At 52.7% G+C, this 21,498-nt stretch carries 18 protein-coding genes and 1 riboswitch; of the genes, 12 read left to right on the forward strand and 6 right to left on the reverse strand.

Annotated features, from left to right (window positions below; all coding sequences use genetic code 11):
• Window positions 1-438: 438 nt before the first annotated feature.
• Entirely contained in the window at window positions 439-522 is an 84-nt protein-coding gene (locus KDN35_RS20205; RefSeq protein ID WP_256379891.1) for a putative holin-like toxin, read from the reverse strand.
• A gap of 257 nt (window positions 523-779) precedes the next feature.
• Here KDN35_RS20205 and KDN35_RS12165 point away from each other — a divergent pair, with 257 nt between their 5' ends.
• Window positions 780-2,000 (forward strand): beta propeller repeat protein, encoded by a 1,221-nt coding sequence (locus tag KDN35_RS12165; protein ID WP_171566311.1) that lies wholly within the window; start codon window positions 780-782, stop codon window positions 1,998-2,000.
• Between the two features lie 893 nt (window positions 2,001-2,893).
• On the opposite strand, the gene KDN35_RS12170 is transcribed toward KDN35_RS12165, so the two are convergent.
• Window positions 2,894-3,703: a hypothetical protein gene (locus KDN35_RS12170; protein WP_171566310.1), complete on the reverse strand. Its 810-nt coding sequence runs from the start codon at window positions 3,701-3,703 to the stop codon at window positions 2,894-2,896.
• A 129-nt stretch (window positions 3,704-3,832) separates the two neighbouring features.
• Window positions 3,833-4,405 (reverse strand): hypothetical protein, encoded by a 573-nt coding sequence (locus KDN35_RS12175; RefSeq protein WP_171566309.1) that lies wholly within the window; start codon window positions 4,403-4,405, stop codon window positions 3,833-3,835.
• A gap of 281 nt (window positions 4,406-4,686) precedes the next feature.
• Here KDN35_RS12175 and KDN35_RS12180 point away from each other — a divergent pair, with 281 nt between their 5' ends.
• Window positions 4,687-5,184, forward strand: a complete 498-nt coding sequence (locus KDN35_RS12180; RefSeq protein WP_212132813.1) for a hypothetical protein — start codon at window positions 4,687-4,689, stop codon at window positions 5,182-5,184.
• Between the two features lie 96 nt (window positions 5,185-5,280).
• On the opposite strand, the gene KDN35_RS12185 is transcribed toward KDN35_RS12180, so the two are convergent.
• Window positions 5,281-5,748: a MarR family winged helix-turn-helix transcriptional regulator gene (locus KDN35_RS12185; RefSeq protein ID WP_212132814.1), complete on the reverse strand. Its 468-nt coding sequence runs from the start codon at window positions 5,746-5,748 to the stop codon at window positions 5,281-5,283.
• Window positions 5,749-5,986: 238 nt separating this feature from the next.
• On the opposite strand from KDN35_RS12185, the gene KDN35_RS12190 reads away from it, so the two are divergent.
• From KDN35_RS12190 to KDN35_RS12210, 5 genes are all read left to right on the forward strand, one after another.
• Window positions 5,987-7,177 carry an FAD-dependent oxidoreductase gene (locus KDN35_RS12190; RefSeq protein ID WP_171566306.1) on the forward strand — a complete coding sequence of 397 codons (1,191 nt, stop codon included), beginning with the start codon at window positions 5,987-5,989 and terminating at the stop codon, window positions 7,175-7,177.
• Between the two features lie 37 nt (window positions 7,178-7,214).
• Entirely contained in the window at window positions 7,215-9,317 is a 2,103-nt protein-coding gene (locus KDN35_RS12195) for a multicopper oxidase family protein (protein ID WP_212132815.1), read from the forward strand.
• Window positions 9,318-9,351: 34 nt separating this feature from the next.
• The gene (locus KDN35_RS12200) at window positions 9,352-10,035 is read left to right on the forward strand and encodes an MBL fold metallo-hydrolase (protein WP_171566304.1); all 684 of its coding nucleotides are present in this window, start codon (window positions 9,352-9,354) and stop codon (window positions 10,033-10,035) included.
• A gap of 802 nt (window positions 10,036-10,837) precedes the next feature.
• Window positions 10,838-10,923: riboswitch (cyclic di-GMP riboswitch) on the forward strand.
• A gap of 235 nt (window positions 10,924-11,158) precedes the next feature.
• Window positions 11,159-13,417: a methyl-accepting chemotaxis protein gene (locus KDN35_RS12205; protein WP_171566303.1), complete on the forward strand. Its 2,259-nt coding sequence runs from the start codon at window positions 11,159-11,161 to the stop codon at window positions 13,415-13,417.
• Entirely contained in the window at window positions 13,414-14,574 is a 1,161-nt protein-coding gene (locus tag KDN35_RS12210; protein WP_212132816.1) for an ATP-grasp domain-containing protein, read from the forward strand. The genes KDN35_RS12205 and KDN35_RS12210 overlap by 4 nt, the downstream gene beginning before the upstream one ends.
• A gap of 156 nt (window positions 14,575-14,730) precedes the next feature.
• On the opposite strand, the gene KDN35_RS12215 is transcribed toward KDN35_RS12210, so the two are convergent.
• Together KDN35_RS12215 and KDN35_RS12220 are read right to left on the reverse strand one after the other, a co-directional pair.
• Entirely contained in the window at window positions 14,731-16,053 is a 1,323-nt protein-coding gene (locus KDN35_RS12215; RefSeq protein ID WP_249179072.1) for a sensor histidine kinase, read from the reverse strand.
• 58 nt (window positions 16,054-16,111) lie between these two features.
• Window positions 16,112-16,780, reverse strand: coding sequence for a response regulator transcription factor (locus KDN35_RS12220; protein WP_171566300.1), 669 nt, complete (start codon window positions 16,778-16,780; stop codon window positions 16,112-16,114).
• A 199-nt stretch (window positions 16,781-16,979) separates the two neighbouring features.
• On the opposite strand from KDN35_RS12220, the gene KDN35_RS12225 reads away from it, so the two are divergent.
• The 5 genes from KDN35_RS12225 to KDN35_RS12245 all read left to right on the forward strand — a co-directional run bounded on the left by KDN35_RS12225 (window position 16,980) and on the right by KDN35_RS12245 (window position 21,498).
• On the forward strand, window positions 16,980-18,551 hold the full coding sequence (locus KDN35_RS12225) for an efflux RND transporter periplasmic adaptor subunit (protein WP_349290980.1): 1,572 nt from the start codon (window positions 16,980-16,982) through the stop codon (window positions 18,549-18,551).
• A gap of 1 nt (window position 18,552) precedes the next feature.
• Window positions 18,553-19,275 carry an ABC transporter ATP-binding protein gene (locus KDN35_RS12230; RefSeq protein ID WP_171566299.1) on the forward strand — a complete coding sequence of 241 codons (723 nt, stop codon included), beginning with the start codon at window positions 18,553-18,555 and terminating at the stop codon, window positions 19,273-19,275.
• The gene (locus tag KDN35_RS12235) at window positions 19,272-20,489 is read left to right on the forward strand and encodes an ABC transporter permease (RefSeq protein ID WP_212132818.1); all 1,218 of its coding nucleotides are present in this window, start codon (window positions 19,272-19,274) and stop codon (window positions 20,487-20,489) included. The genes KDN35_RS12230 and KDN35_RS12235 overlap by 4 nt, the downstream gene beginning before the upstream one ends.
• A 454-nt stretch (window positions 20,490-20,943) precedes the next feature.
• Window positions 20,944-21,180 carry a hypothetical protein gene (locus tag KDN35_RS12240; RefSeq protein ID WP_212132819.1) on the forward strand — a complete coding sequence of 79 codons (237 nt, stop codon included), beginning with the start codon at window positions 20,944-20,946 and terminating at the stop codon, window positions 21,178-21,180.
• 111 nt (window positions 21,181-21,291) lie between these two features.
• Window positions 21,292-21,498 carry a hypothetical protein gene (locus KDN35_RS12245; RefSeq protein WP_249179075.1) on the forward strand — a complete coding sequence of 69 codons (207 nt, stop codon included), beginning with the start codon at window positions 21,292-21,294 and terminating at the stop codon, window positions 21,496-21,498.

A 21,498-nucleotide genomic window follows, 5' to 3' on the forward strand; every position in this document is an offset into this window, starting at 1 on the left:
CGAGCGGAGCGAAGGGAGGCCGCTCGGAATCCGACCGCTAAACAAGCGAGCGAAGCGAGCAAAGGAAAGGGAGGATTCCGATTATCCCCCCGCCTCCACCATACGCAAAAATAAAAGCACCCTTGAGGTGCTTTTTATTTTTGCGTCAGGCGAGCAGGGAGCCGAACTTGCAAGTCCGAACGGACGGAGGGGGCGAAGGCCGAGCGGAGCGAAGGGAGGCCGCTCGGAATCCGACCGCTAAACAAGCGATCATCCCCCACACGTGGGGGTTTTACTTGCCGTTGTTTATGGTATAATATGTGAACAGGATCTTGTGCATCATAAAAAGGACCGCAGGTGCTGCTACACCTACGGTCTGTACAATAGACGTTCCCCACAAGGGGGGCGGCTCATTGTTTACAGTGGAGTAGATCACCGGTTGCCAAACTCAAGGGTGATCTACTTTTTCTTTGGGAACGACAGCAATGCGACAATCAACAATCCGAAAGAGATCATCAGGCTGATTGCCTCGTACACTGTCATGTTCTCACCCCCTTCCCGCGTGGGATGAGAGGTGAGCCGACCACCCTTGAGGAGCCATATCTATTGTACAAGGTAAATTATACCATGGAATTGTGAGGTCCGATAGTTGAGCGATGTGAAGCCGCTTGGTAACCTCCCGTTTGCACCTGCACTCACTCCCTGAAATTGGTTGAAATATTTTGGGGAACATTGCGTCAAAGTTATTGAAGCAGCTTTTATGGGTGATGGGTTTCAGACAGTAACAGGGAGTGATCATTTTGACATATGCATACAGACGCGCGTTTGCGATCATCCTGGCGGTGCTTCTGGGCATCTTCGCGGGGTGTTCCGGCTCCAATGAGGTGCCGACCCCCGCGGCGGAGCAACCGTCCGATACGAACTCCCAGGCTGGTTCCACTCAGGGATCGGCGTCTTCCGCGACAGGGGAACCATCGCCGGGGGGAAGCGGGGAGAATTCCGCTCCATCCGCTACGACACCTGCCAAGCTGGGAAACGTGACAGCCGTGCGGTTGGCGGATTTCCGCTCGGGCTGGGTCGGCGGCAAAGGGTGGATCGCGCGGACCGACGACGCAGGAAAGAGCTGGCGCGTCCAGCATCAAGTAGAAGGTGCGGTGGAACAGGTATTTGCGCTGAACCACCAGCTGGCGTGGGCGACCGTGGCCCGGGATGGGGCGGCCGACGGTGAACGCCTCCTGTATCACACCAAGGACGGCGGCAAGCACTGGTCGCTTGTGGGCAAGGTGCCGCAGCCGGGATTTCTCCATTTTGTGTCCGGCCAGGAGGGCTTTGTCGCCCATTGGCGGACGACGGACGGGGGAAAAACGTGGAAGCCGCTCCCGGTTCCGAAGCAGCTGACAGGCGATGCCTATTTTCACGACAAAGCGAATGGGTGGGCGGTGACGCAGGAGAACGGCGTCTTTCAGGTGATGCGAACCGTCGACGGAGGCCAGTCGTGGAGCGCGGTGATGAAGCGCGAAACGGTTGCCCTGCTCAGCGGTGCGGTCATCCGTTCGGCCGGAAAAGATGACGCCTGGATTCAGTGCATCGGGGGATACGGCATGAACCAAACCTCCTATTCCCTGTTTCACACCACGGATGGCGGACGGCACTGGCAGACCGTAATCGCGAAGTCGACGGCAGGCGGTGGACCTGCTCCGGGATTCCCCGCCGATTATCCCGGCGGCCCGACGATTGACGGTTCCGCGCCAGGCCCCTTGTACGTGGTCAATCCCGACATCGCCTTCATGGGCGGACGTTGCATGGCGTGCGATCTGCCCAATACGATCGGGTGGACGAAGGACGGCGGCAAAACGGTGGAAAAGGGGACGGAATCGTTCCCTGGATTTGGGGATATGCTGTTGGCCTTTGAAGACGGGAACAAGGGGTGGTTGATCTGCTCGGATTCCAAGGAACCGACCGTCATGTACACGACGGTGGATGGCGGCAAGCATTGGGCGAAGGCGCACGTGTTTGACTAGCGTTCCGGGAAACGGGGGACTGGCGAAATTCGTTTGCCCCTATGATAGGGAAGCATGGTTCGGAACGATTGGTTCTGAAGCGGTCAACAAGTATTGGCGGAACAACCCTTCTTCCGGCTGATGGGGCCGGCTTGCAGATTCGAGCTTGGCGAAGCGGCGTGCTGACATTCCCCGTGCGTAAAGACATAATGCAGAAACGGGTTAATGCACGGCGCACGGGTGAAAAAAATCGAAAAAGCACCAGAGGGCGACTGAGCAAAAAACTTGTTAACTCCCATGAAACGGAATTAATTTTATGTTTATGTACGAAAGGGTTTTACTTGTTGTTGTTTATGGAAAATAATCCTGTGTATTATATAAAGGACCGCAGGTGTTGCTACACCTGCAGTCTGTCCTCCACAAGCGAGAGGACAATTGTTAGCTGCGGAGTAGATCACCAGGCTGACAGGTGATCTACTTTTTCTTTTAATACGCAGCATTGCGACAATCTGAAAGAGATTATTAAGCTGATTGGCTCGTCACAAGTTCTCACCCGTGCAGGATGAGAGGTTGAGCTGACCACCCTTGAGGAACTGTATCCATTATACAAGGTGAATTTTGCCATCAACTTTCAAGGTCCGAAAGATGAGCAAAGCCGCTTAGAATCCTTCCGTAGACAAGACAACAAGGGATTCTCTAAAAATAAGGGAGCCATATCAAAAAACTCGGTAGTGAGTTGACGAGACCACATTCAAGGAAGAGAGAGGTTTTTTGAAAATGGCTCAATATCAGATTACTGTAGATGCACAACTTTTGTAGCAACTATTTCTCAAAAATCTTAGATTTGGGGGTGATCAAGCAACCAGAAATGGTAGAATAAGGTTTCTCAAGCTATTGAATGGTGGTCTTATGCTTTAATTTGCAGGAAGCTTGAAATCGTTTCGAAAGATCATATTTGGAATATCTGCATATTCAATGTTGCCTTGACGCTCACTAATTAATAAAGGTCTTGCCTCAATATTGATGATTTGGTTAGGCGGAAAATTTACTTTCCAATACACGGTCAATTGTAACTGTTCTTTTGGATTTAGCTTGACCCCATCTGTTGGCAGCGGCACTTCTTTATTATCGACTAAGATTTTTATGTCACTTCGGTCATATGTAATATAAGGATTATGTAATAATATGCCTTTAATAATAACAGGGTAATCATTGTCGTTTCTTGGGAAAATTGTCAATGGTGTTGATACTGGAAAGACTCCTATATTTTTTCCTAAAGGCATGACTCCGGAAAACACACCTTTATGTACATTTATATTAATATTCCCCAACTCCATAACCTTTCTACCATATTTCGTATGAAAAGCTATCTGGTTAAAAGTATGTGTACCAGTTCTTTGTGACAAAAGATGAACAAACAATGCTTTTTGTTTTAATGTCCCTTGAGGGGGATTTTCTTCAATGATAAACTTCTCAATCTTCACTAAATCGGTATGAGGTAGTAACTCTATTGACTCTATATCGCTTTGATTTAGTTCTAAATCAGGAGAGTGATTAAAGGCAAGATTTAAGATAAACAAATTTTGATAACTATTATCCCAGTATGATTCATAACTACCTTCATTCTTCACTACATAGAATTCTTGGGTCGATACTTCCTGAGTACATGAAGATAATAAACATGATACTGCCAACAATGTGACGAAAAAAAACTTTCTAGACATCATAAATTGTCTCCCTTCTTACACATATCGGCAACTTGCACGCCCCAACTCTATAATTATGCTTCAACTATTCACATCAGGCAGGGCATAGAAGATAGGGGCCTCACTTCGAGCCCCTCCTTCTTATAATTATTCGGTTATCCATCTTAGATGTGTTGGGTAATAGACCTCAACGTATTTTGAGCCAGTAAGGTATTTCCATGTGCCTTTTATGATTGCTAGGGAAGGTGACGCCTTTAAAGTAACCGTTGTGTATGGTTTAACTGGAACGGAGAACTGCGAAGATCTCTCAACAGTATTTGTTGCTTGGTATCCCATTGTTGCATTGAATGCATCCAAAAAATTTGCGTTCACACTAGTATTATACGTCGTTGATTTAGATGCCTTTGCGGTGAACGTGTAATTTACAGTTTGTGAGTAATTATTTGTGTACGATTCGACAGTAAAAGGAAGTCCGCATGCTTTTGACTCACCGCTATAAACCCACTTGTCTAAAAGTAGTGGAGTAATACTAGATGTATCACCAGAATACTCTACTTCGTAAGGAATTTTAAAATATTGAATTTTCGTACTAGAAGAACCTGGTGTTTTGTCATCAGCTCCGCAATAGTTGCCAGAAGGTTTTGTATACGCAAATGCAGTAGGAGTCAATGATGCCATGACAACCGATGCAAAGAGGAAAAGTCCAATGATTTTCTTCATGTACATCTCTCCTTTTTATACGATTTTAATAAGAAATTATTACAAAAATATTCCGACTATCACCTCCTATACCAAAAAAATACATCTTTTTTTGAATTTTGTAAATAGTCATTTCTATATCTTATCTCTTAGCAAAAATGCCTGATCTCCTCTTATGGAAGTTTTTGTAGTTATGTATCCGATCCCCTCTAGTCTAATGCAAATTCTAGAATATCTATAAGTTTGCTGTAGTCGTAGCCATGAGGTCTATAGAAACTTAGGGGACAATAGCAATTTCTAAAATGACAATTGTCAACGCTGCGGAACATCGGAATCTGCAGACGGTCATCTTAGTAGACAAGGAAGACGACATCAAACCCGTCACTATATCGTTGAAAACGGGAGACAGTATGAGCAATGTACAGCTGCGCCGTCTGCTCGACGACATCAGCTGCAGCGAGTCCAAGGAGGACAAAGTCCGGCTCATCCGGTCTCATTTTTTCTCTTTGCACGATTATCTGGATCTGTTGGAGAGCGACTGCCTGTACGGGGAAGATTACGAAGCGCTGTACGCATCGTTTGGTGACACGGAACTGGCGATCTTGTGCAAGATCATGTTCTATGAAGAGTTGCGAGGCGGGGCTGCGGACCTTTACACCATTATCCAGGGGCGGGAAGGGGCGGAGCGCGATTGGCAGAATCATTTGATCGGCTTTATGAAACGTCTTGACGCTTCGCGTATCCGGGCGATTGATGAATGGATCGGCAGCATTACGTATGAAGAGATCAGCTTTTATTGACTGCACATCGCTCGGTGTGTTGAGGCGTGCGCGCCGAGCGATGCATGAATGATCCAAAGCTTATCCATCCGCCGGTTCATCGCTTCGATGGATGTTTTATCCCTTCAACCGCTCCGTTTGCCTGGCAAGAATGTGCGCGGATCGTTCGAGGTAGTCGAGGATCAGCCGCAGTTCGTCTGCGCTGTACCGGGAATACAGCTCGGCCATGGCCTTGCCGAGCGGCGCGAAGACGTCCTGAAGCGGTTGAAGGTTGCTTGGGATTGGTTCGACATAGACGACGCGCAGATCGTTGGGATCTTTTGCCCGGCGGACAAATCCCGCTTTCTCCAGGCGGTTGATCACGCTGGTGATGGCGCCTGTCGTCAGTCCCGTGAGCTCGGCCAGCTGCCCGGCGGTCGCTCTTCCCATCTCCAGCACAATATTCAGGCACTTATGATCGGTGATGTTTAACCCCAGCGATTTGGCTACGGCCTGGTGGAAAAACACGGTCTGGGTGGACAGCTTCCGGGAAGCATCCTGCAAGGAAGCGTACAGTTCCGGTGGAACCGGTTCGCGGCGATTCATGGACAATCCCCCCATCACAATTTCATCTCCGACCAAAGTCGGGGAGCAAATCGGGCTGCAGCCGGTACAAGAAGCTTCTCATTCCCCGTAATATGGATATGGAAAGCGGAGCGCATTTTGCATATATTTTAATTATTAAGATATAGGAAATCGTCCGCTTATGCAAATGTGACACCTCCGGCCTTATATCTTAATTTTTAAGATAATAACCAATGTGTTCAAGGAGGAGAATGACACGATGCGAAACAAGCGAGCGCTGATTATCGGCTGCGGAATTGCTGGACCTGCGATTGCGATCTTTTTGCGGCGGGCCGGATACGAACCGCGCATTTATGAAGCACAGCCGGATCATGATGATTACGCCGGCCTGTTTCTGAATGTGGCGCGCAACGGCATGCGCATCCTGAGCGAACTGGGCGTAGACGACCGCATTCGCAGGGAAGGCATTGAAATGCGCGTCATGAGTTTTCACAGCAGCAGCGGCAAATGGCTGGGGACGATCGGCGACCGTTCCGGAGAAGTGCAAGGGTTCACGGTGAAACGGGGATTTTTGCACAAAGTGCTGCGCGAAGCAGCCTTGCAGGAAGGCATCCCGATTGAATTCGGCAAAAGGCTTGCAAATCTGCAGATGACGGATCGTCAGGTGACCGCCTTTTTTGAAGACGGGACCTCTGCGGAAGGCGATTTGTTGGTCGGCTGCGACGGCATTCATTCCCGCACGCGCAGGCTGATATTGCCCAACGCTCCGGAACCGGATTACACGGGCCTGATCAGCTTTGGCGGCTTTGCGCGCGGCGTCGATGTTCCGCGCGAGCCCGGCACCCAGCACATGGTATTCGGGAAAAAAGCGTTTTTCGGTTATCTGGTCAAGTCGGACGGAGAAATCTACTGGTTCGGTAATCTCGATTATCCGGGCAGGCCGACGAGAAAAGAATTGATGTCCATACCACAGGCGGAGTGGCGTCAAGTGATCAGCAACCTGTACCAAGGCGAACTTCAGCCCGTTCCGGACATTATTCGCAAGACGGAAAGCGACATCGGCGTCTATCCGATCTACGACCTGATCTCCGTCTCCGCCTGGTACAGCGGACCCGCGGTACTCATCGGCGACGCGATTCATGCGACTTCGCCCAACGCCGGGCAGGGGGCTTCGCTGGCGCTTGAGGATGCCTTGATGCTCGCCAAATGCGTCCGGGACATCGGCAATCTGGGAGAGGCGTTCCGGCACTTTGAGCTGTTGCGGCGGGAACGGGTGGAGAAGATCGTCAAGTATTCGAGAAGCATTGGCCAGCGCAAACATGCGACGAATCCGGTACAAGTGTTTTTCCGCGATTTGATGCTCCCTTTCTTTCTGAAGATGGCGAGCCGTCAATCTCTCGCGTGGATGTACGATTATCGCGTGAACTGGCATGACAAGGTAACGGTATAAAGGGGCTCCTGGAGGGAGACGTAAAGGAGGCAATTTCGTGCTCGAGGCACTGTATGGTCTGGAATTTATTCTGTTGTTGGCGCTTGTGATCGTCTGGGGGCTGACCGGACTTGCGGCGAATCGTCTGAAATACGTTTCGTTTCGGCAAACCGGTGTTTCCCGGTGGAGAAAAGCGGTGCGAGTCGGCGTTTGGGCGGGCTTCATCCTGCTTTTCCTCTGGGGTATTGTCATAACGATAGCCTATTTCACGCTAGGCTGGTATTTCGTCATGGATCGCGTTATCGTCATGCTGCCGCTCTTGGCTCTGCCGGCTATTTTCGTGGCCAGAAGCGCTCTGCCATTCTTGAAGCAGAACACGGTCATGACGCCGAAATCTTTGGTGTTCATCGCGGCATCCATTCACACGATGGCAGCCGGGGCCCTCTTGGTGCTGTCTTTGGTAATGTTCGATATTCCATCCATCCCGGATGTGAGAGAGTCCACGCTGTACCTGGCCGTGCTGGTGGGATGCGCCGCTCTGCTGTGGTTGTACCATCGGCGGCGCGTAGAGATCATCCGGTCCCGCCCCCAGGGGATTCTGGCGCGGGTATTGAGAAAAACCGCGTTGGCATCAGCGGCGGTTGTCCTGTTGGTGGCGTGGTTTCAGTGGTCGCTTGCAAACAGCAAATTTCCTGAATCCATGGCGATGATTCATCCGGAAACGTTTGAATATGGCGGAGGTTCCGAAATTCCGAGCGTTGTATCGTCAGATCATCACGGTCACCATGCCGTCATGCCGGCAGGAGGCAGCGCAGCAGCGGTGAGCGTCGCCGATTTGACAGGCCCCCGCACCGGCCAACCCGACAAACGCTTTACGCTCGTCGCGCAGAAGAAGACGATCCAGCTCGCATCGGGACACACGGTCGAAGCGTGGACATTTAACGGCCAGGTTCCGGGCCCGCAGCTGGTGGTGCACGAAGGAGATCTGGTGGAAGTCACGCTGCGGAATCAAGATATTGAACAAGGGGTTACTTTGCATTGGCACGGCGTCGATGTTCCAAACGCGGAAGACGGGGTGGCGGGATTGACCCAAGATGCCGTCATGCCCGGCGAATCCCATACGTATCGCTTTGTCGTGGAAGAGACGGGCAGCCATTGGTATCATTCCCATCAAGTTTCTTCGGTCCAGGTTGCCAAAGGGCTGTTCGGGGCCTTCATTATCCTGCCCAAGCGCAGTGATGCGAGCAGTGCCGGGAATGGTCAGACGAGCGGCGAGGAAGCCGATGTCACGGTTTTCGCTCACGACTGGGAAACGCCGGATGGAGAGACAGCGGTTCTGCATCTGCCAGCCCCCGCTCAAAGCCAAATCATAAAGCCCGGTACGAAGGTGAGGCTTCGGCTCATGAACAGCGCCAGCAATACGAAAATATTCTCGCTTTATGGGACGCCTTTCCAAGTATCCGCGATTGACGGTTGGGACATTCACAAGCCGGGGGTGGTGACTGACCGGCGGCTGAAAATCGGGGGAGGCGGCCGGTATGATGTGACATTTACGATGCCTGAACATCCGGTAACATTGGCGCTGGATGAGAGGGAATCCCAAGCCGTTGTTGTATTCAGTAAAGACGGGCAGGGGAAAGCCGACATCCGGGCAGGAGGTCCGATCCTGGACCCGCTGGAATACGGTGCTCCCGCTCCGGCACCAATTGATGACACTGCAAAGTTTGACCGGGAATTTCTCATGGTGTTGGACCAGATCTATTTGGGGAATTACAATGGCTCCTCGAATCACTTGTGGGCCATTAACGGGGAAGTGTTTCCGCATACGCCGACGTTCGTGGTGGAGGAAGGGGACCTCGTCAAGACGCGCATCGTCAACCGGTCGTTTTCGGAGCATCCGATGCATCTGCACGGACATCATGTTGTTGTCCTAAGCCGAAACGGCAAGCCGTACAAGGGCAGTCCGCTCGTGCTTGACACTGTCCTCGTGGAACCGGGCGAAACCTACGAAGTGGCATTCCGCGCCGACAATCCGGGCATCTGGATGGATCACTGCCACATACTGGAGCATGCGGCGTTGGGGATGTCGATGCATTTGACGTATCCCAACGTGACAACGCCTTATACGGTTGGCGAGGCGTCGGGGAATCACCCGGAATAAACGATACGGACTTATGGAAAGTAGGGTGAAGCGTATGGAGATTGTCGAACTGAGCATTTCGTTTGAATTTAATGGCACAACCAATGTGATCTATCCCAGTTTGATCGTATCGGAGAATGAACTGGCTTTGGTCGATACCGGGTATCCGGGGTTTCTCCCTCTCATCGAAAGCGAGATCGCAAGAAACGGCTATGACGCGAAGAATCTCACACATATCATCATTACGCATTACGATGATGACCATATCGGCTCACTGTATGATTTTAAAGCAAAATACCCGTGGATACGGATTATCGCAAGTGAACAGGAAGCCAGGTTCATCAGCGGTGAAAGCAAAGCAGAGCGATTGATTCAGGCTGAAAACCTGCTGCAGCATTTGCCTGAGGAACAACAGGCATTTGGCAAATGGTTCATCCAGCAGTTGAAGAGTTTGAAACATGTGCCCGTTGATCACGTGGTGCGCGATGGCGGCATGCTGTTTTCCAATCAATGTAAAATCATCGCTACTCCCGGACATACTTCCGGGCACATTTCCCTGTATGTTCCCGAACTGAACAGCGTGATTACCGGTGATGCTGCGGTGAATGACAACGGTCAACTCGTCGTCGCCAATCCGCATTATTGTTTGGATCTGGAAAAAGCGGAGCAATCGTTGCGAACCATTACAAGTCTGCACGCTGCGCATTATTACTGTTACCACGGCGGAAAATTAGGCTGAGCGCTCTTTTATCGTTATGAAGGAACAGCCCCCTCAAACAAGTCGTTTGGGGGGTCAGCGTGTAGACAAAGTTCGCGGCGCATGGGAGATCGGGCCCGCTCGCTCGCTTGACGCCCAGCACAGAAGCGAATGAAGTCCGCTCCAAAACGAGACGCGGGCAGGGGACAAACATCTGGGTATTTCGAGGAAGTGAGACTTGTGTCCCCTGTTGATTCCCGCGTCTTCGTTTTTCCGCTGAGCAGGTCGTCAAAGGAGCTCGCTTGGCCCATCCCTCCACGCGATGCACATTGTCTTCCGCTTCGGTTGATGAATGGGCAGGCCTTTCGGCCTGGAAATCATTTTTTGTGGACGCTAACTCAATGAACCGTTTGTCTTCGGTCCGCCCCCTCAAACAAGTCGTTTGGGGGGGTTTTTATACGCCCATCACGCGGGGCAGTTCCCTTCGTTTTGCCCAGATGTCGAGGAATTGCTCAATGAAAACACGCGACACGTCACTTGATCCACGCAAATTATCTATACCAAAAGTAATTTCTGTAGATATTTATTTATCAATAAAATGTTTTTGTCGACTTCAAATCCCCATTCCATCATCTCTTCATCCCTCCTACCAAGCTCCTCTCTATCGATCAATCCTATGTGAGAAAACTCCCAAGCCGCCGGAAATTCCGCTGCAAATCCATAGGTCTATCAACTTTCGCAGCATAGGAAATATTGACCAGTAACCTAATTCGTTATATTATGAATGTGACAAAAAGTCACAATATATTACAGAAACCACTAAAATCCACTAATTTTCGACAAGGTTCGTCAATGGCAAACTTATCGAAAGATAAGGACGCAAAGCCTCGGGTCTAAGGTTGTCAAAACTATGATGGCCGGGTTGCCGAAACCGATGCGCTCTATTTCACTCAGTCTCAGGAATGGCGGCTATTCGGGTAACCGAATAGTCTTTTTTGTGAACATTCCAGCAAGGGAAAATGGTTCCACGGCCACCGTTATCGTCTGCTTAGTGGCAGCCGGTTTTGCCAGTCCAACCTTTCGAATGAGCGAAAGGGGGTTACAGGTTTGTTCTAGGATGCCATTTCATATCACTTCAAACCAACAGACGATCGGAGGTAGAAACATGAACGCGACGAGCAAAAAATGGGACTTCCAATGGCGCGGGTTGCGGTTGCGCAGTTTAAAAGCCCGTGTCCTCTTCTTGTTTGTGATCATTCTCGTCCTGCAATTGGGACTGTCCTCATTTGCCATCAGTTATTCCAAACAAACCATTCAGCAGGAGGAGATCAACAAAACAAGCAGCCTCCTGCAGTCCAAGATTCAGCTGATCGGGGAAGAGTTCGAAAAAATCGGGGTGGTCAGCAAGCTGGCCAACTCTTCGTACGAGAAAAAGCTGGAGGAACTGCGCGGATATCCGGATGACCTGGTCAACCAGTTGTTTGAGAGCAAGTATCGGATGAGCAACGGGTTGTACGCGTTGGACGAATATGTCGCCAAAACAAAGGCGGACATCGGGAATGCGCGGATTGAAAAAGGACCGCTGACCGTTGAGCAAAAGCGGCAGATTTTGGCGTCCGAGAGCTTCGACGGTCTGTTTGCGACGATTAAAAAGACAATTCCCGAATCGCAGTGGTACTATTTTACGACCGTTCACAAGTTCCAAAAAATTTATCCGTTCGTGGATAACAAGGAAGGCGCCTATACGACCGACAAATCCATGGCCAATGAATTTTTCCAAATCGCCGTGCCCGAAAACAACCCCAGCCGGGAGATTAAATGGACGAAGCCGTACAAGGACGAATTGGGAACAGGCATGATGGTGACGGCTTCCATCCCGATTTATGCACAGGACAAGTTCCAGGGCGTCTTCTCCATCGACATTTCCTTGACGGGTGTGGCGGACATCGCCAACTCGCTCTCGCTGGCGGACGGCATGCACGCCATGGTTGTTGATTCCTATCAAAACATCTTGACGGGCGCAGTCAAACAGGTGGAGACAAACGAACAGAATACGCTGGAAACCGATATTGAAGATCCTGCCATGAAGGCGTGGATGGTGAAGGTATTAAACGAACAGAAAGACAGCGATCTGTACACCGATCAGGACGATCTCGTGTTTGCCAACAAGATCGAAGAGACAGGGTGGTATTTGTTCCTGTGGGTTCCTGTCAAAAACATTGAAAAATTGTCCGACCAGCAGGTGATGCTCATCAGCCTGATCATCTTCATGTTCATCGTGGGGATTGTGATTGTTTTCGCATACATCTCCAAACGTCTGAACGTGCTGTCGGACGTACGCGACCGTCTGGTTGCCATCGCCTCGGGCGGCGGAGATCTGACGGGGCGCATTCAGGTATCCGGGTCAGATGAAATTCGTCAATTGGCCGACGCATTTAATGAATACCTGAACCAATTGGAGAAGATGATCGCCGACATCAAACGTTCGGCCACGACCGTTGTTGACTACTCCATTCAATTGGAGGAAAACATCGCGTCCAGTACCGAGTACATCGAGGGCATCAACCGCAAAACCAACGACGTAAGCAATGAGTCCACCAACATCTCCGCGGTGGCGCAGGAATTGAGCGCGGCGGTGGAGGAGATTGCCGCGACCACTCGGGACAACCTGTCCACGTTGGGCCATCTGGTCAATGAAATTACACAGATCAAGAACTTGTCCGAAAACTCGGAGGGCGTTGCCAACAAGGCGCTGGCCGGCATGGACAATATCGAGGTCGAAGTGAAGAAGTCGGTTGACATTGCCAAGCAGCTGGAAGACAGCATGAAACGAATCAGCGACATCGTGACGACCATGACCAGCATCAGTACACAGACCAATCTGCTCGCGTTGAACGCTTCGATTGAGGCGGCGCGGGCGGGTGAAGCCGGCAAAGGTTTCTCGGTCGTAGCCGAAGAGGTTCGCAAGCTGGCGGAAGAATCCAAGAACAGTTCGGACAATATTCACGGCATTATTGGCGAACTGCAAAACTCGCTCAGTGAGACCATCCACACGCTCAGCAAGCAGAGCGAGATTATTCTGCGGGAAAAACAAAATGTCATGTCGCTGATCGAACACATGAAAGAGATCAAAACGTCGATTGAAAGTTCCACGGAGCAGATCAAGACGTTCGAGGCGAATGTGGACGCGCAGGCTGACGGAACGGACGCTTCGTCCCAAAATCTGGGGCAGGTAACCGAAAGCATCACGGAAATGACGGCGGCTCTGATGACGATCAGCAGCAACATTCAAAATCAGACGGAGATTCAATCTGATATGAGACAGATTGCCGGTCAGATGAAAGCGACCTCCGAACAGCTCAATGAGTTGGTCAAAAAGTTTGTGGTGCGCGGCGATGCGGGTAAGGAGGAACAATCTGCATGATGATGGTGTTGGATAAGCCGTACGTATCTCTGCTCTTGTCCCAGACTCTTGCCAATGTGGGCGTACCGGCGGTGAAGTGCGGGGATATCCGCATTCCGCTGGATAAAACGCTGGAGATTTGGCAGTTGGACGAGGTGGCGGATCGTGTGCGTGATCCCGACCTTGCGCTGTTGTGCAATTCCGAGTATGCGGTGGCGTCCGTGTATCCGCTTCTGAAGGGAACACCGCTCATGGAACAGGCGGAGCTGTTTAAAAACAAGATCAAGTTTCGCGAGACCTTGCGAAAGCTGTATCCCGACTTCTTTTTCCGCGAGTGTTCCTATGAGGAGATTTTCCGACTGCCGGTGGAGACACTTCCGTTTCCACTGGTGGTCAAGCCGACAAAAGGCTTTCGCAGCGTCGGCGTTTACCTGGTGGAAAAGCCGGACGAATGGCCGGCGATGTGCAAGCAGCTGCAGGCGGACATGAGAGCGGCTAAGGAGATTTATCCCGAGTCGGTCGTGAGCGCCAGCAGCTTTATCCTGGAGGAGTGGATTCAGGGAGAGGAATACGCGGTCGATGCGTTTTACGATGCAAACGGGGAACCTGTCGTCCTGAACGTGTTCAAGCGCATGTTTGCGCACGAAGCCGACACGTCCGACCGGATTTATTTCACCGGGAAAAGCGTGCTGCTGGAGGCCCTGGCCAAAATCGAGACATTTATGAAGCAGTTGGGCCATGAAATGCAGCTCCGCCGATTCCCGATGCACTTTGAAGTGCGGATTTCCAAATCGGGCCAGCTCATTCCAATCGAGGTGAATCCGCTCCGCTTCGCCGGCCTGTGCACGACCGATCTGGGGGCGCATGCGTACGGCGTCAACGTGTACGAGTACTTCTTCCAGCAGAAGAAGCCCAAGTGGGACGAGATCATTGCGTCCCTGGACGATTCCATTTTCAGTTTCCTGTGCGCGGAGCTGCCGTTGAGCATTGACGGAAAGTCTATTGAGTCCGTGCACGACCGGAAGTTTGAAAAGAACTTCAGCGACATTCTGGAATACAGGCTCATCCCGTATGAAGAATATCCCACATTCTCCGTCGTCTTTTACCGCAGCCCTTCTCTGAAAGAGAATGAGTACCTGCTGCATTTGGATTTGGAACAGTACCTGGTCATGAAATAGCTCTTGTCGTCAGATGCGGCTAGAAACAGACGGCGTCGGGGTCCAAGCGGAATGATGACGCCGTCGTGCTGGAAAAAGCGAGGGTCCATCAGCCTGTGCTGCGTGTGTCAGCAAGGTGATGGACCCTTGTTTGTTGTTTGTGTATGCACACAGCCGTTACGTTTTGGGGGAATGCAGCGGGAGTTTGACGGTGAAGCTGCTGCCGAGTCCGGGGCTGCTCGTCACGGTGATCGTGCCGTGATGGGCTTCCACAATCCATTTGGCGATTGCCAGCCCCAGTCCTGTGCCGCCCATTTGTTTCGAGCGGTTTTTGTCGACCCGGTAAAACCGGTCAAAAATGCGGTCCTGCTCCTCTGGCGGGATGCCGATGCCGGTGTCGCGGACGGTGAGGCACATGGACGGGGGATTCGCCGTGTTGTCAACGGAGAGAGTGACCGTAATGTCTCCGCCGCTGGGAGTGTACTTGATGGCGTTATCCAGCAGGATGTACAGCAGTTGTTTGATCCGTTCATGATCGCCGTACACCATCACCGTCGCTGGCGCATCCAGTCTCAGGGAGATCTTTTTCGAGGCAGCCACCGTTTGGGTGGAGCGGATCATCTGTTGGACAGCAGGGACCACGTCAGCGTACTCGCACTGCAGATCGGGGGGGCCGGAGTCGGAACGGGCCAACGTCAGCAAGTCACTCACCAGTTTGGTCATCCGTCTGACTTCATCTTTCATGTTGTCCAGAACGGTTCGTCCAACAGCGGAAAGCTGCTCGCCCTCTTCCATTTCCAATACATCCAGCGAAGACTGCAAGATGCTGAGCGGAGTCCTCAGCTCGTGCGAAGCGTCGGCGACAAACTCCCGCTGACGCTGAAAGGAACGACGAATCGGGATCATCGCCCGCTTGGACATGAAATGGCTGAGGAGGAGCGCAATCCCCAAAAACAAAATGCCCAGGACCGTCAATACGGTGAGCAGCCGTTTGAGCAAATGGTTGATAAACGAAATGTCGATACCCGTGTAGAGGATTCCCTTCATCTGTACGCCCTGAAAAATGGGGCGGCCCGTCATCATCAGTTCCAGCCGTCCGTCCGTCGGCGGCATCGGCTTGCCTCGCCGGGGCGGAGGCGGAACCGTCACGGTGCCGTGCCGGACTTCGTTGGCGGCAGGAATCCATCCCCGGACAAGCTCCAGGATCTGTGACTTGGCCCGCGGGATGAATTCATCGCCAAACAAAAGCTGTCCGTTTGCGTCCACCACATAGTAAAAGAATTGATTCCGGCTTTCCCGCATCCGGTTGAGGTTGTCGTACTCTTCCTGACTCAGCACGTCGTCTCGCAGCGCCTCTTCGATCAGCTTGACTTCCTGTTCGGTGATCATCTGCAGCTGTCTCTTTTGTTCATACGCAATCCCGATGTCGACGAGGACGTAAACGATACCAATAAACAGAGTGAGAAAGACCATGAGCAAAATGCTGTATTGGACGGTCATCCGGTTTTGCGTATGTACAAACAGATCCTTTTTCCAAAAACGGCAGCGCGAGAACCAGTCAGTCATCAAGTTTGTATCCCACCCCGCGAATGGATTGAATCATCTCCGTCTCGCCGTTGAGCTTCTTCCTGAGCAACTTGATGGTGGCGTCTATCGTTTTCATGGACACGTCGGAATTCAAGCCCCAGATGCGCTCGAAAATCACCTCTCGCGACAATACCTGTCCCTTGTTGCGTATGAGCAGTTCCAGCAGCTGGTATTCCCGCGGCGTCAGGTGAATTTCCTTTTCGCCGTCATGGACTGTGCGGTTGGTCAGATTGACGGTGATCGAATGGATCTGCACGATCTGCTCCTGAATCGGGGCAAAATTGCGGCGGGCCAACGCGCGTAAGCGGGCGAGCAGTTCCTCGATTTCAAACGGTTTTACCAGGTAGTCGTCGGCTCCGGAGTCCAGCCCCTCGATGCGATCCTGGAGCGCGTCTCGCGCAGTCAGCATCAGAATGGCGCCGTTGTATCCCTGCTGGCGCAATCGGCTGGCTACGCGCACCCCATCTTCTCCGGGCAGCATCCAGTCCAGAATCAGGATGTCAAAGTGGGCCTGCAGGGCATAGGCGAGGGCATCGTCTCCCTGTGTCACCCATTCAACCTGATAGCCTCCTTTTTTCTTCAGCATGTACGCGATCAATTCACCCAGTCGAATGTCGTCTTCGGCCAGCAAAATATTCAAAAGAGACACTCCTTGCACAAAACATGAAAAGGTGTCTGGTCTCATTCCTCTCTCCATACTACACGCTTTCAATGAAAATTGGGTGAAAAAATGGTTTCGGCATCGATCAGGAAGGCGTTTTCCTTTTCACCGTTTTTTCACCGTTGCTCCCTATAATGAGCGGGTAAGACTTGTCAGATACGTCTAGGGGGAATGCTGCGTGAGTGAGTATGCCAAGAGAAATCTGGCACTGTTCTTGCCCGGCAAAAACAGGCGACGGGTCGTGACGATCGGCTTGGTCGCTGTCCTGTTGGGCGGGGCGGGAACCTTTGCCTACCAGAAATGGGCGTCTTCGCAAAGCCCCGCCTCCGTGATGCGCGTGGAGACCGTCAAGCGGGGAAATGTAACGGAAACGGTCTTTGCATCGGGAACCGTGCAGGCCTCCAAGCGTGTTTCGCTGTCTGCTTCCAGCGGCAATGCAGTCATCAAATCGATCCGTGTGAACGTCGGCGACCGTGTCAAGGCCGGGCAAGTGCTGGCCGAGCTGGACGATTCGGAAGCCCGATTGCAGGTAAAGAATGCGGAAGCCAATCTCCTGTCCGCCAAGGCCCATTTGGCTGAAGCGACAAAGCCCAAGACCGCGGCGGAAATCAACGCGCTGCAGGCGAAGGTGAACCAGGCGAAGGCCGCACTGGACGCGGCCCAAAGCGGTTACGACGCAAAAAAGGCCGATTACGACGTGGAAAAGGCCAAAGCCAATCTGGAGAACGCGCAACGGACCTACAACACGCAAAGCGCGCTGTACACTCAGGGCATCATTTCCAAAAGCGAGTATGAGCAAGCAAAGAGCAGTCTGGATCAGGCGCAGCTGGAGTACAACAGCGCCGTGCTGGCCCGCAGCCAGACACAAGCGAAAGCCAAGAGCGAACTGGAACAGGCGCGGGCGACGTATGAAACGGCGGTGGCCGACCTGCAGGAAGCCAAAGCGGGGCCGGACTCCTCGGCTGTGCAGTCTGCACAAGCCGCAGTAGCACAGGCGGAGGCGCAGTGGCAGCAGCAGGTAAAAAACCTGCAGGACACAACCATCAAAGCGCCCATGGACGGGGTGATTGTGCAGATAAACGGAAATGTGGGGGAAAGCCCGTCCAATCCGTTCATCATCATGGATAATTCGGACGCCGGCAATCTGGAGGTGCTGGCGCACGTCAGCGAAAGCGACATCGGCAAAGTGAAGGCGGGGCTGTCGGCCAGCTTTACCACCTCATCGTATGCCGATCAAACCTTTGCCGGAAAGGTGAAGCTGGTATATCCGGAAGCGACGACCGATTCGGGGGTCACCACGTATCAGGTGCTCCTGTCCGTCGACAACAAGGACGGCCTACTGAAAACCGGCATGACCGTCAACGCGAGCATCGAAGTGGGAACGCACGAAAATGTGCTGTACGTCCCTGCAGCTGCCCTGAAAACCCAGAACGGGAAAGATGGTGTGTACCTCGCATCGGCCAAGGGTGAGGCCGGCGCTGCACAAACAGGAGGCGCAGCAGCAGGCCGGAACGCTGCCCGCTTCCGCTTCCAGCCGGTCACGATCGGTTACTTCAGCTCTGACCGGGTGGAAATCACGTCCGGTCTGCAGGAAGGGGATCAAGTGGTCCTGACCTTTGAGAACACTGCCGCCTCCGGCTCCAGCAGCAGGTCAAACGGCATGGGAGGCTTCCCGGGCTTTGGCGGGATGGGAGGCCCTGGCGGAGGACCCGGCGGAGGATTCGGCGGCGGCATGAGAGGGAATCGTTGAGATGAAACCGGTCATTCAGATGGAAGAGGTAAAGAAGACGTACGTTATCGGTGATCAGGAAATTCAAGCGCTGCGCGGGGTAAACCTGGTGATCGAGGAGGGGGATTTTGCGGCGATCATGGGTCCCTCCGGTTCCGGCAAATCGACGATGATGAATCTGATCGGCTGTCTGGACAAACCTACGTCGGGCGAACTGTACCTGGATGGTCACCCCGTGTCGCAGGCGGATGACGACGAGCTGGCCATCATTCGCAATCAAAAGATCGGCTTTGTGTTTCAACAATTTCATCTGCTCCCCCGTACCAGCGCGGTGGAAAATGTGGAACTGCCCTTGCTGTATGCGGGCGTTCCCGCGAAGGAACGGCGCGAACGAGCCGTGCAGGCGCTGGAAAGCGTGGGATTGGGCAACCGGCTGTACAACAAGCCGAACGAACTGTCAGGCGGGCAGCAGCAGCGGGTGTCGATTGCCCGGGCGCTGGTCAACAATCCCGTGCTGCTTTTGGCTGATGAACCGACAGGCGCGCTGGATACGAAAACGAGCATTGAGATCATGAGCATTTTTCAGCAGCTGCACGAGCAAGGCAAGACCATCGTGCTGGTTACACACGAACCCGACATTGCCGAACATGCCAAGCGGATCATTCGCTTTCGTGACGGACAGATCATCGCAAACGAAGCGGTTGCCCGGCAGAGACGGGCCAACCTTGAGGATGTGAAGGTATGAATTTCGCGGAAAGCCTGCGCGTCTCTTTGCGCAGTATCAAAACAAACCGATTGCGCTCGATGCTGACCATGCTCGGCATCGTGATCGGGGTTGCCGCCGTCATCGCGATGGTGGCCATCGGGGAAGGTGCTTCCGCCGACGTGGCGTCGCAAATCAACGCCTTGGGGAGCAATCTGCTCATCGTGACGCCCGGCCAGACTGCCCGGGGGCAAATCAACCTGGGTGCCGGTTCGTTAAACAGCCTGACGCTGGCAGACAGTGAAGCGCTCACGAAAAACAGTTCCATCGCAGCAGCTTCGCCCAGTGTGACGGGGCGGGCTCAGGTCGTCTGGCGAAACAAAAACTACGCCACCTCGCTCGAAGGCACCAATGAATCATATCCCCAGGTGCGGAACGTACAGGTGCAGCAGGGCCGGTTCTTTAACCGACTGGAAGTGCAGAGACAATCAAATGTAGCAGTAGTGGGTCCGGACGTGATCGCCAATTTGTTCGGCGACAGCAATGCCAGCCCGATCGGACAGACCATCCAGATCAACCGGATTCCGTTTGAAATCATCGGCATTTTGAAAAGTCAGGGCAGTACGGGAATGACCAACAATGACGACAAAGTGATCGTCCCGATTACAACAGCCATGAACCGGCTGACCGGAGGCAGGTTTGTGGGCAGCATTTACGTGTCGGCCGTCTCTGCGGAGGCGCTGCCTCAGGCGCAGTTTGACATTCAGCTGACGCTGAGAGCCCAGCACAACCTGCGGCCAAGCCAGGAAAACGACTTTCAAATCCGGTCGCAATCGGAAATTCTCAGTACGGCTGAAGAGGTGACCGGTGTAATGACCGCCCTGTTGTCCGGCATTGCCGCCATTTCGCTGGTGGTCGGGGGAATCGGGATCATGAACATCATGCTGGTTTCGGTGACGGAGCGCACGCGTGAGATCGGCATCCGCAAAGCGCTCGGAGCAAAACGCTGGGACATTCAACGGCAGTTTTTGATCGAATCCGTGACCATCAGTTTGCTGGGGGGAATCATCGGCATTCTTTTGGGTGTCGGCGCTGCTATCGGCTTGCGGCAGTTTGCCGGCATTGCCACATCAGTCAGTGTGACGCCGATGCTGTACGCGTTCCTCTCTTCCGTGCTTGTCGGCGTGATCTTCGGGGTCTACCCGGCCCGCAAAGCCGCGCGGTTGAAACCGATTGACGCATTGCGTTACGAGTAGCGCGCAGCGGGTATCATCACCCATCGAACAACCGAAAGCCACTCCTATGTATTGGAGTGGCTCAGACTGAAGACAAACCGATTGTACCGCAGGAGAAGCACGTTTCCAGGCAGAGCGATTTGTGAGCCCTACCGAGCGGAGTGGCGATTTGCGGGAAAAAGGAGCGCCACCTCTGAACGGGCTGCGTAGCCATGCGGCTTTGGCGATCCCCCGCAAATCGATGCGGAGCGTACAGTTTGTGCTTCCCTGCTGGGCGAGCACGGAGCGGATGACGGAAACGTGTTCTCCTTGCAATAGTCACCTTGTCTACACACTGAAGCCACTCCTGTGTATTGGAGTGGCTTTCGTGTTAGATAAACGCCCAATTCGATATGGGCAGGCAACCAATCTGGGAAATCGGAATATTGTGCACTGTAGCAGCAATCAGAAAGATGGTGAAAGGGGAAAGGTTTCATTGAGCAGCACACCCGTTGAAAGCCAACATGGCTATATACCTTACGACGCAGCCGTGTACGATCCGCAGTGGTATTATTGGCCGCACCCGTATCAGGTCATGTATTCGCCCTATCTGTCTTACGTGCCGGTTGTCTACCAGGCGCCGTTCTATGACGAATATCTGGACTACGTTGATTATGTTGACCCGTACGCAGGCTACTACGACGTGTATGACGCTTACGGTGAAAGCTTTTGACGATGGCCGTTCCTAAATATCCAGGTCAATTCTTGAATGGAGGTATCACAATTGGACGATTTCAAAAAGGAAATGAGAAACTTGGAAGCGGATGAATTTCATGCGAGCGAAATGGTTCCCTATGAAAATCCGGAATACGAATACGCTCAATTCAACTGCGGGCGATGTGGGGGACGCTGCCGCAACTGTTTTGCCCCGCGCTGCCGCAACTGCTTCTTCCCACGCTGCGCCAATTGCTTTTTCCCGCGCTGCTTCAACTGCTTTGTCCCACGCTGCCACAACTGCTTCTTCCCGCGGTGCGCACGGTGCTGGGGATAG

The sequence above is a fragment of the Brevibacillus sp. NL20B1 genome, assembly GCF_018195675.1.
In the GTDB taxonomy this organism is placed as follows: Bacteria; Bacillota; Bacilli; order Brevibacillales; family Brevibacillaceae; genus Brevibacillus; species Brevibacillus aydinogluensis.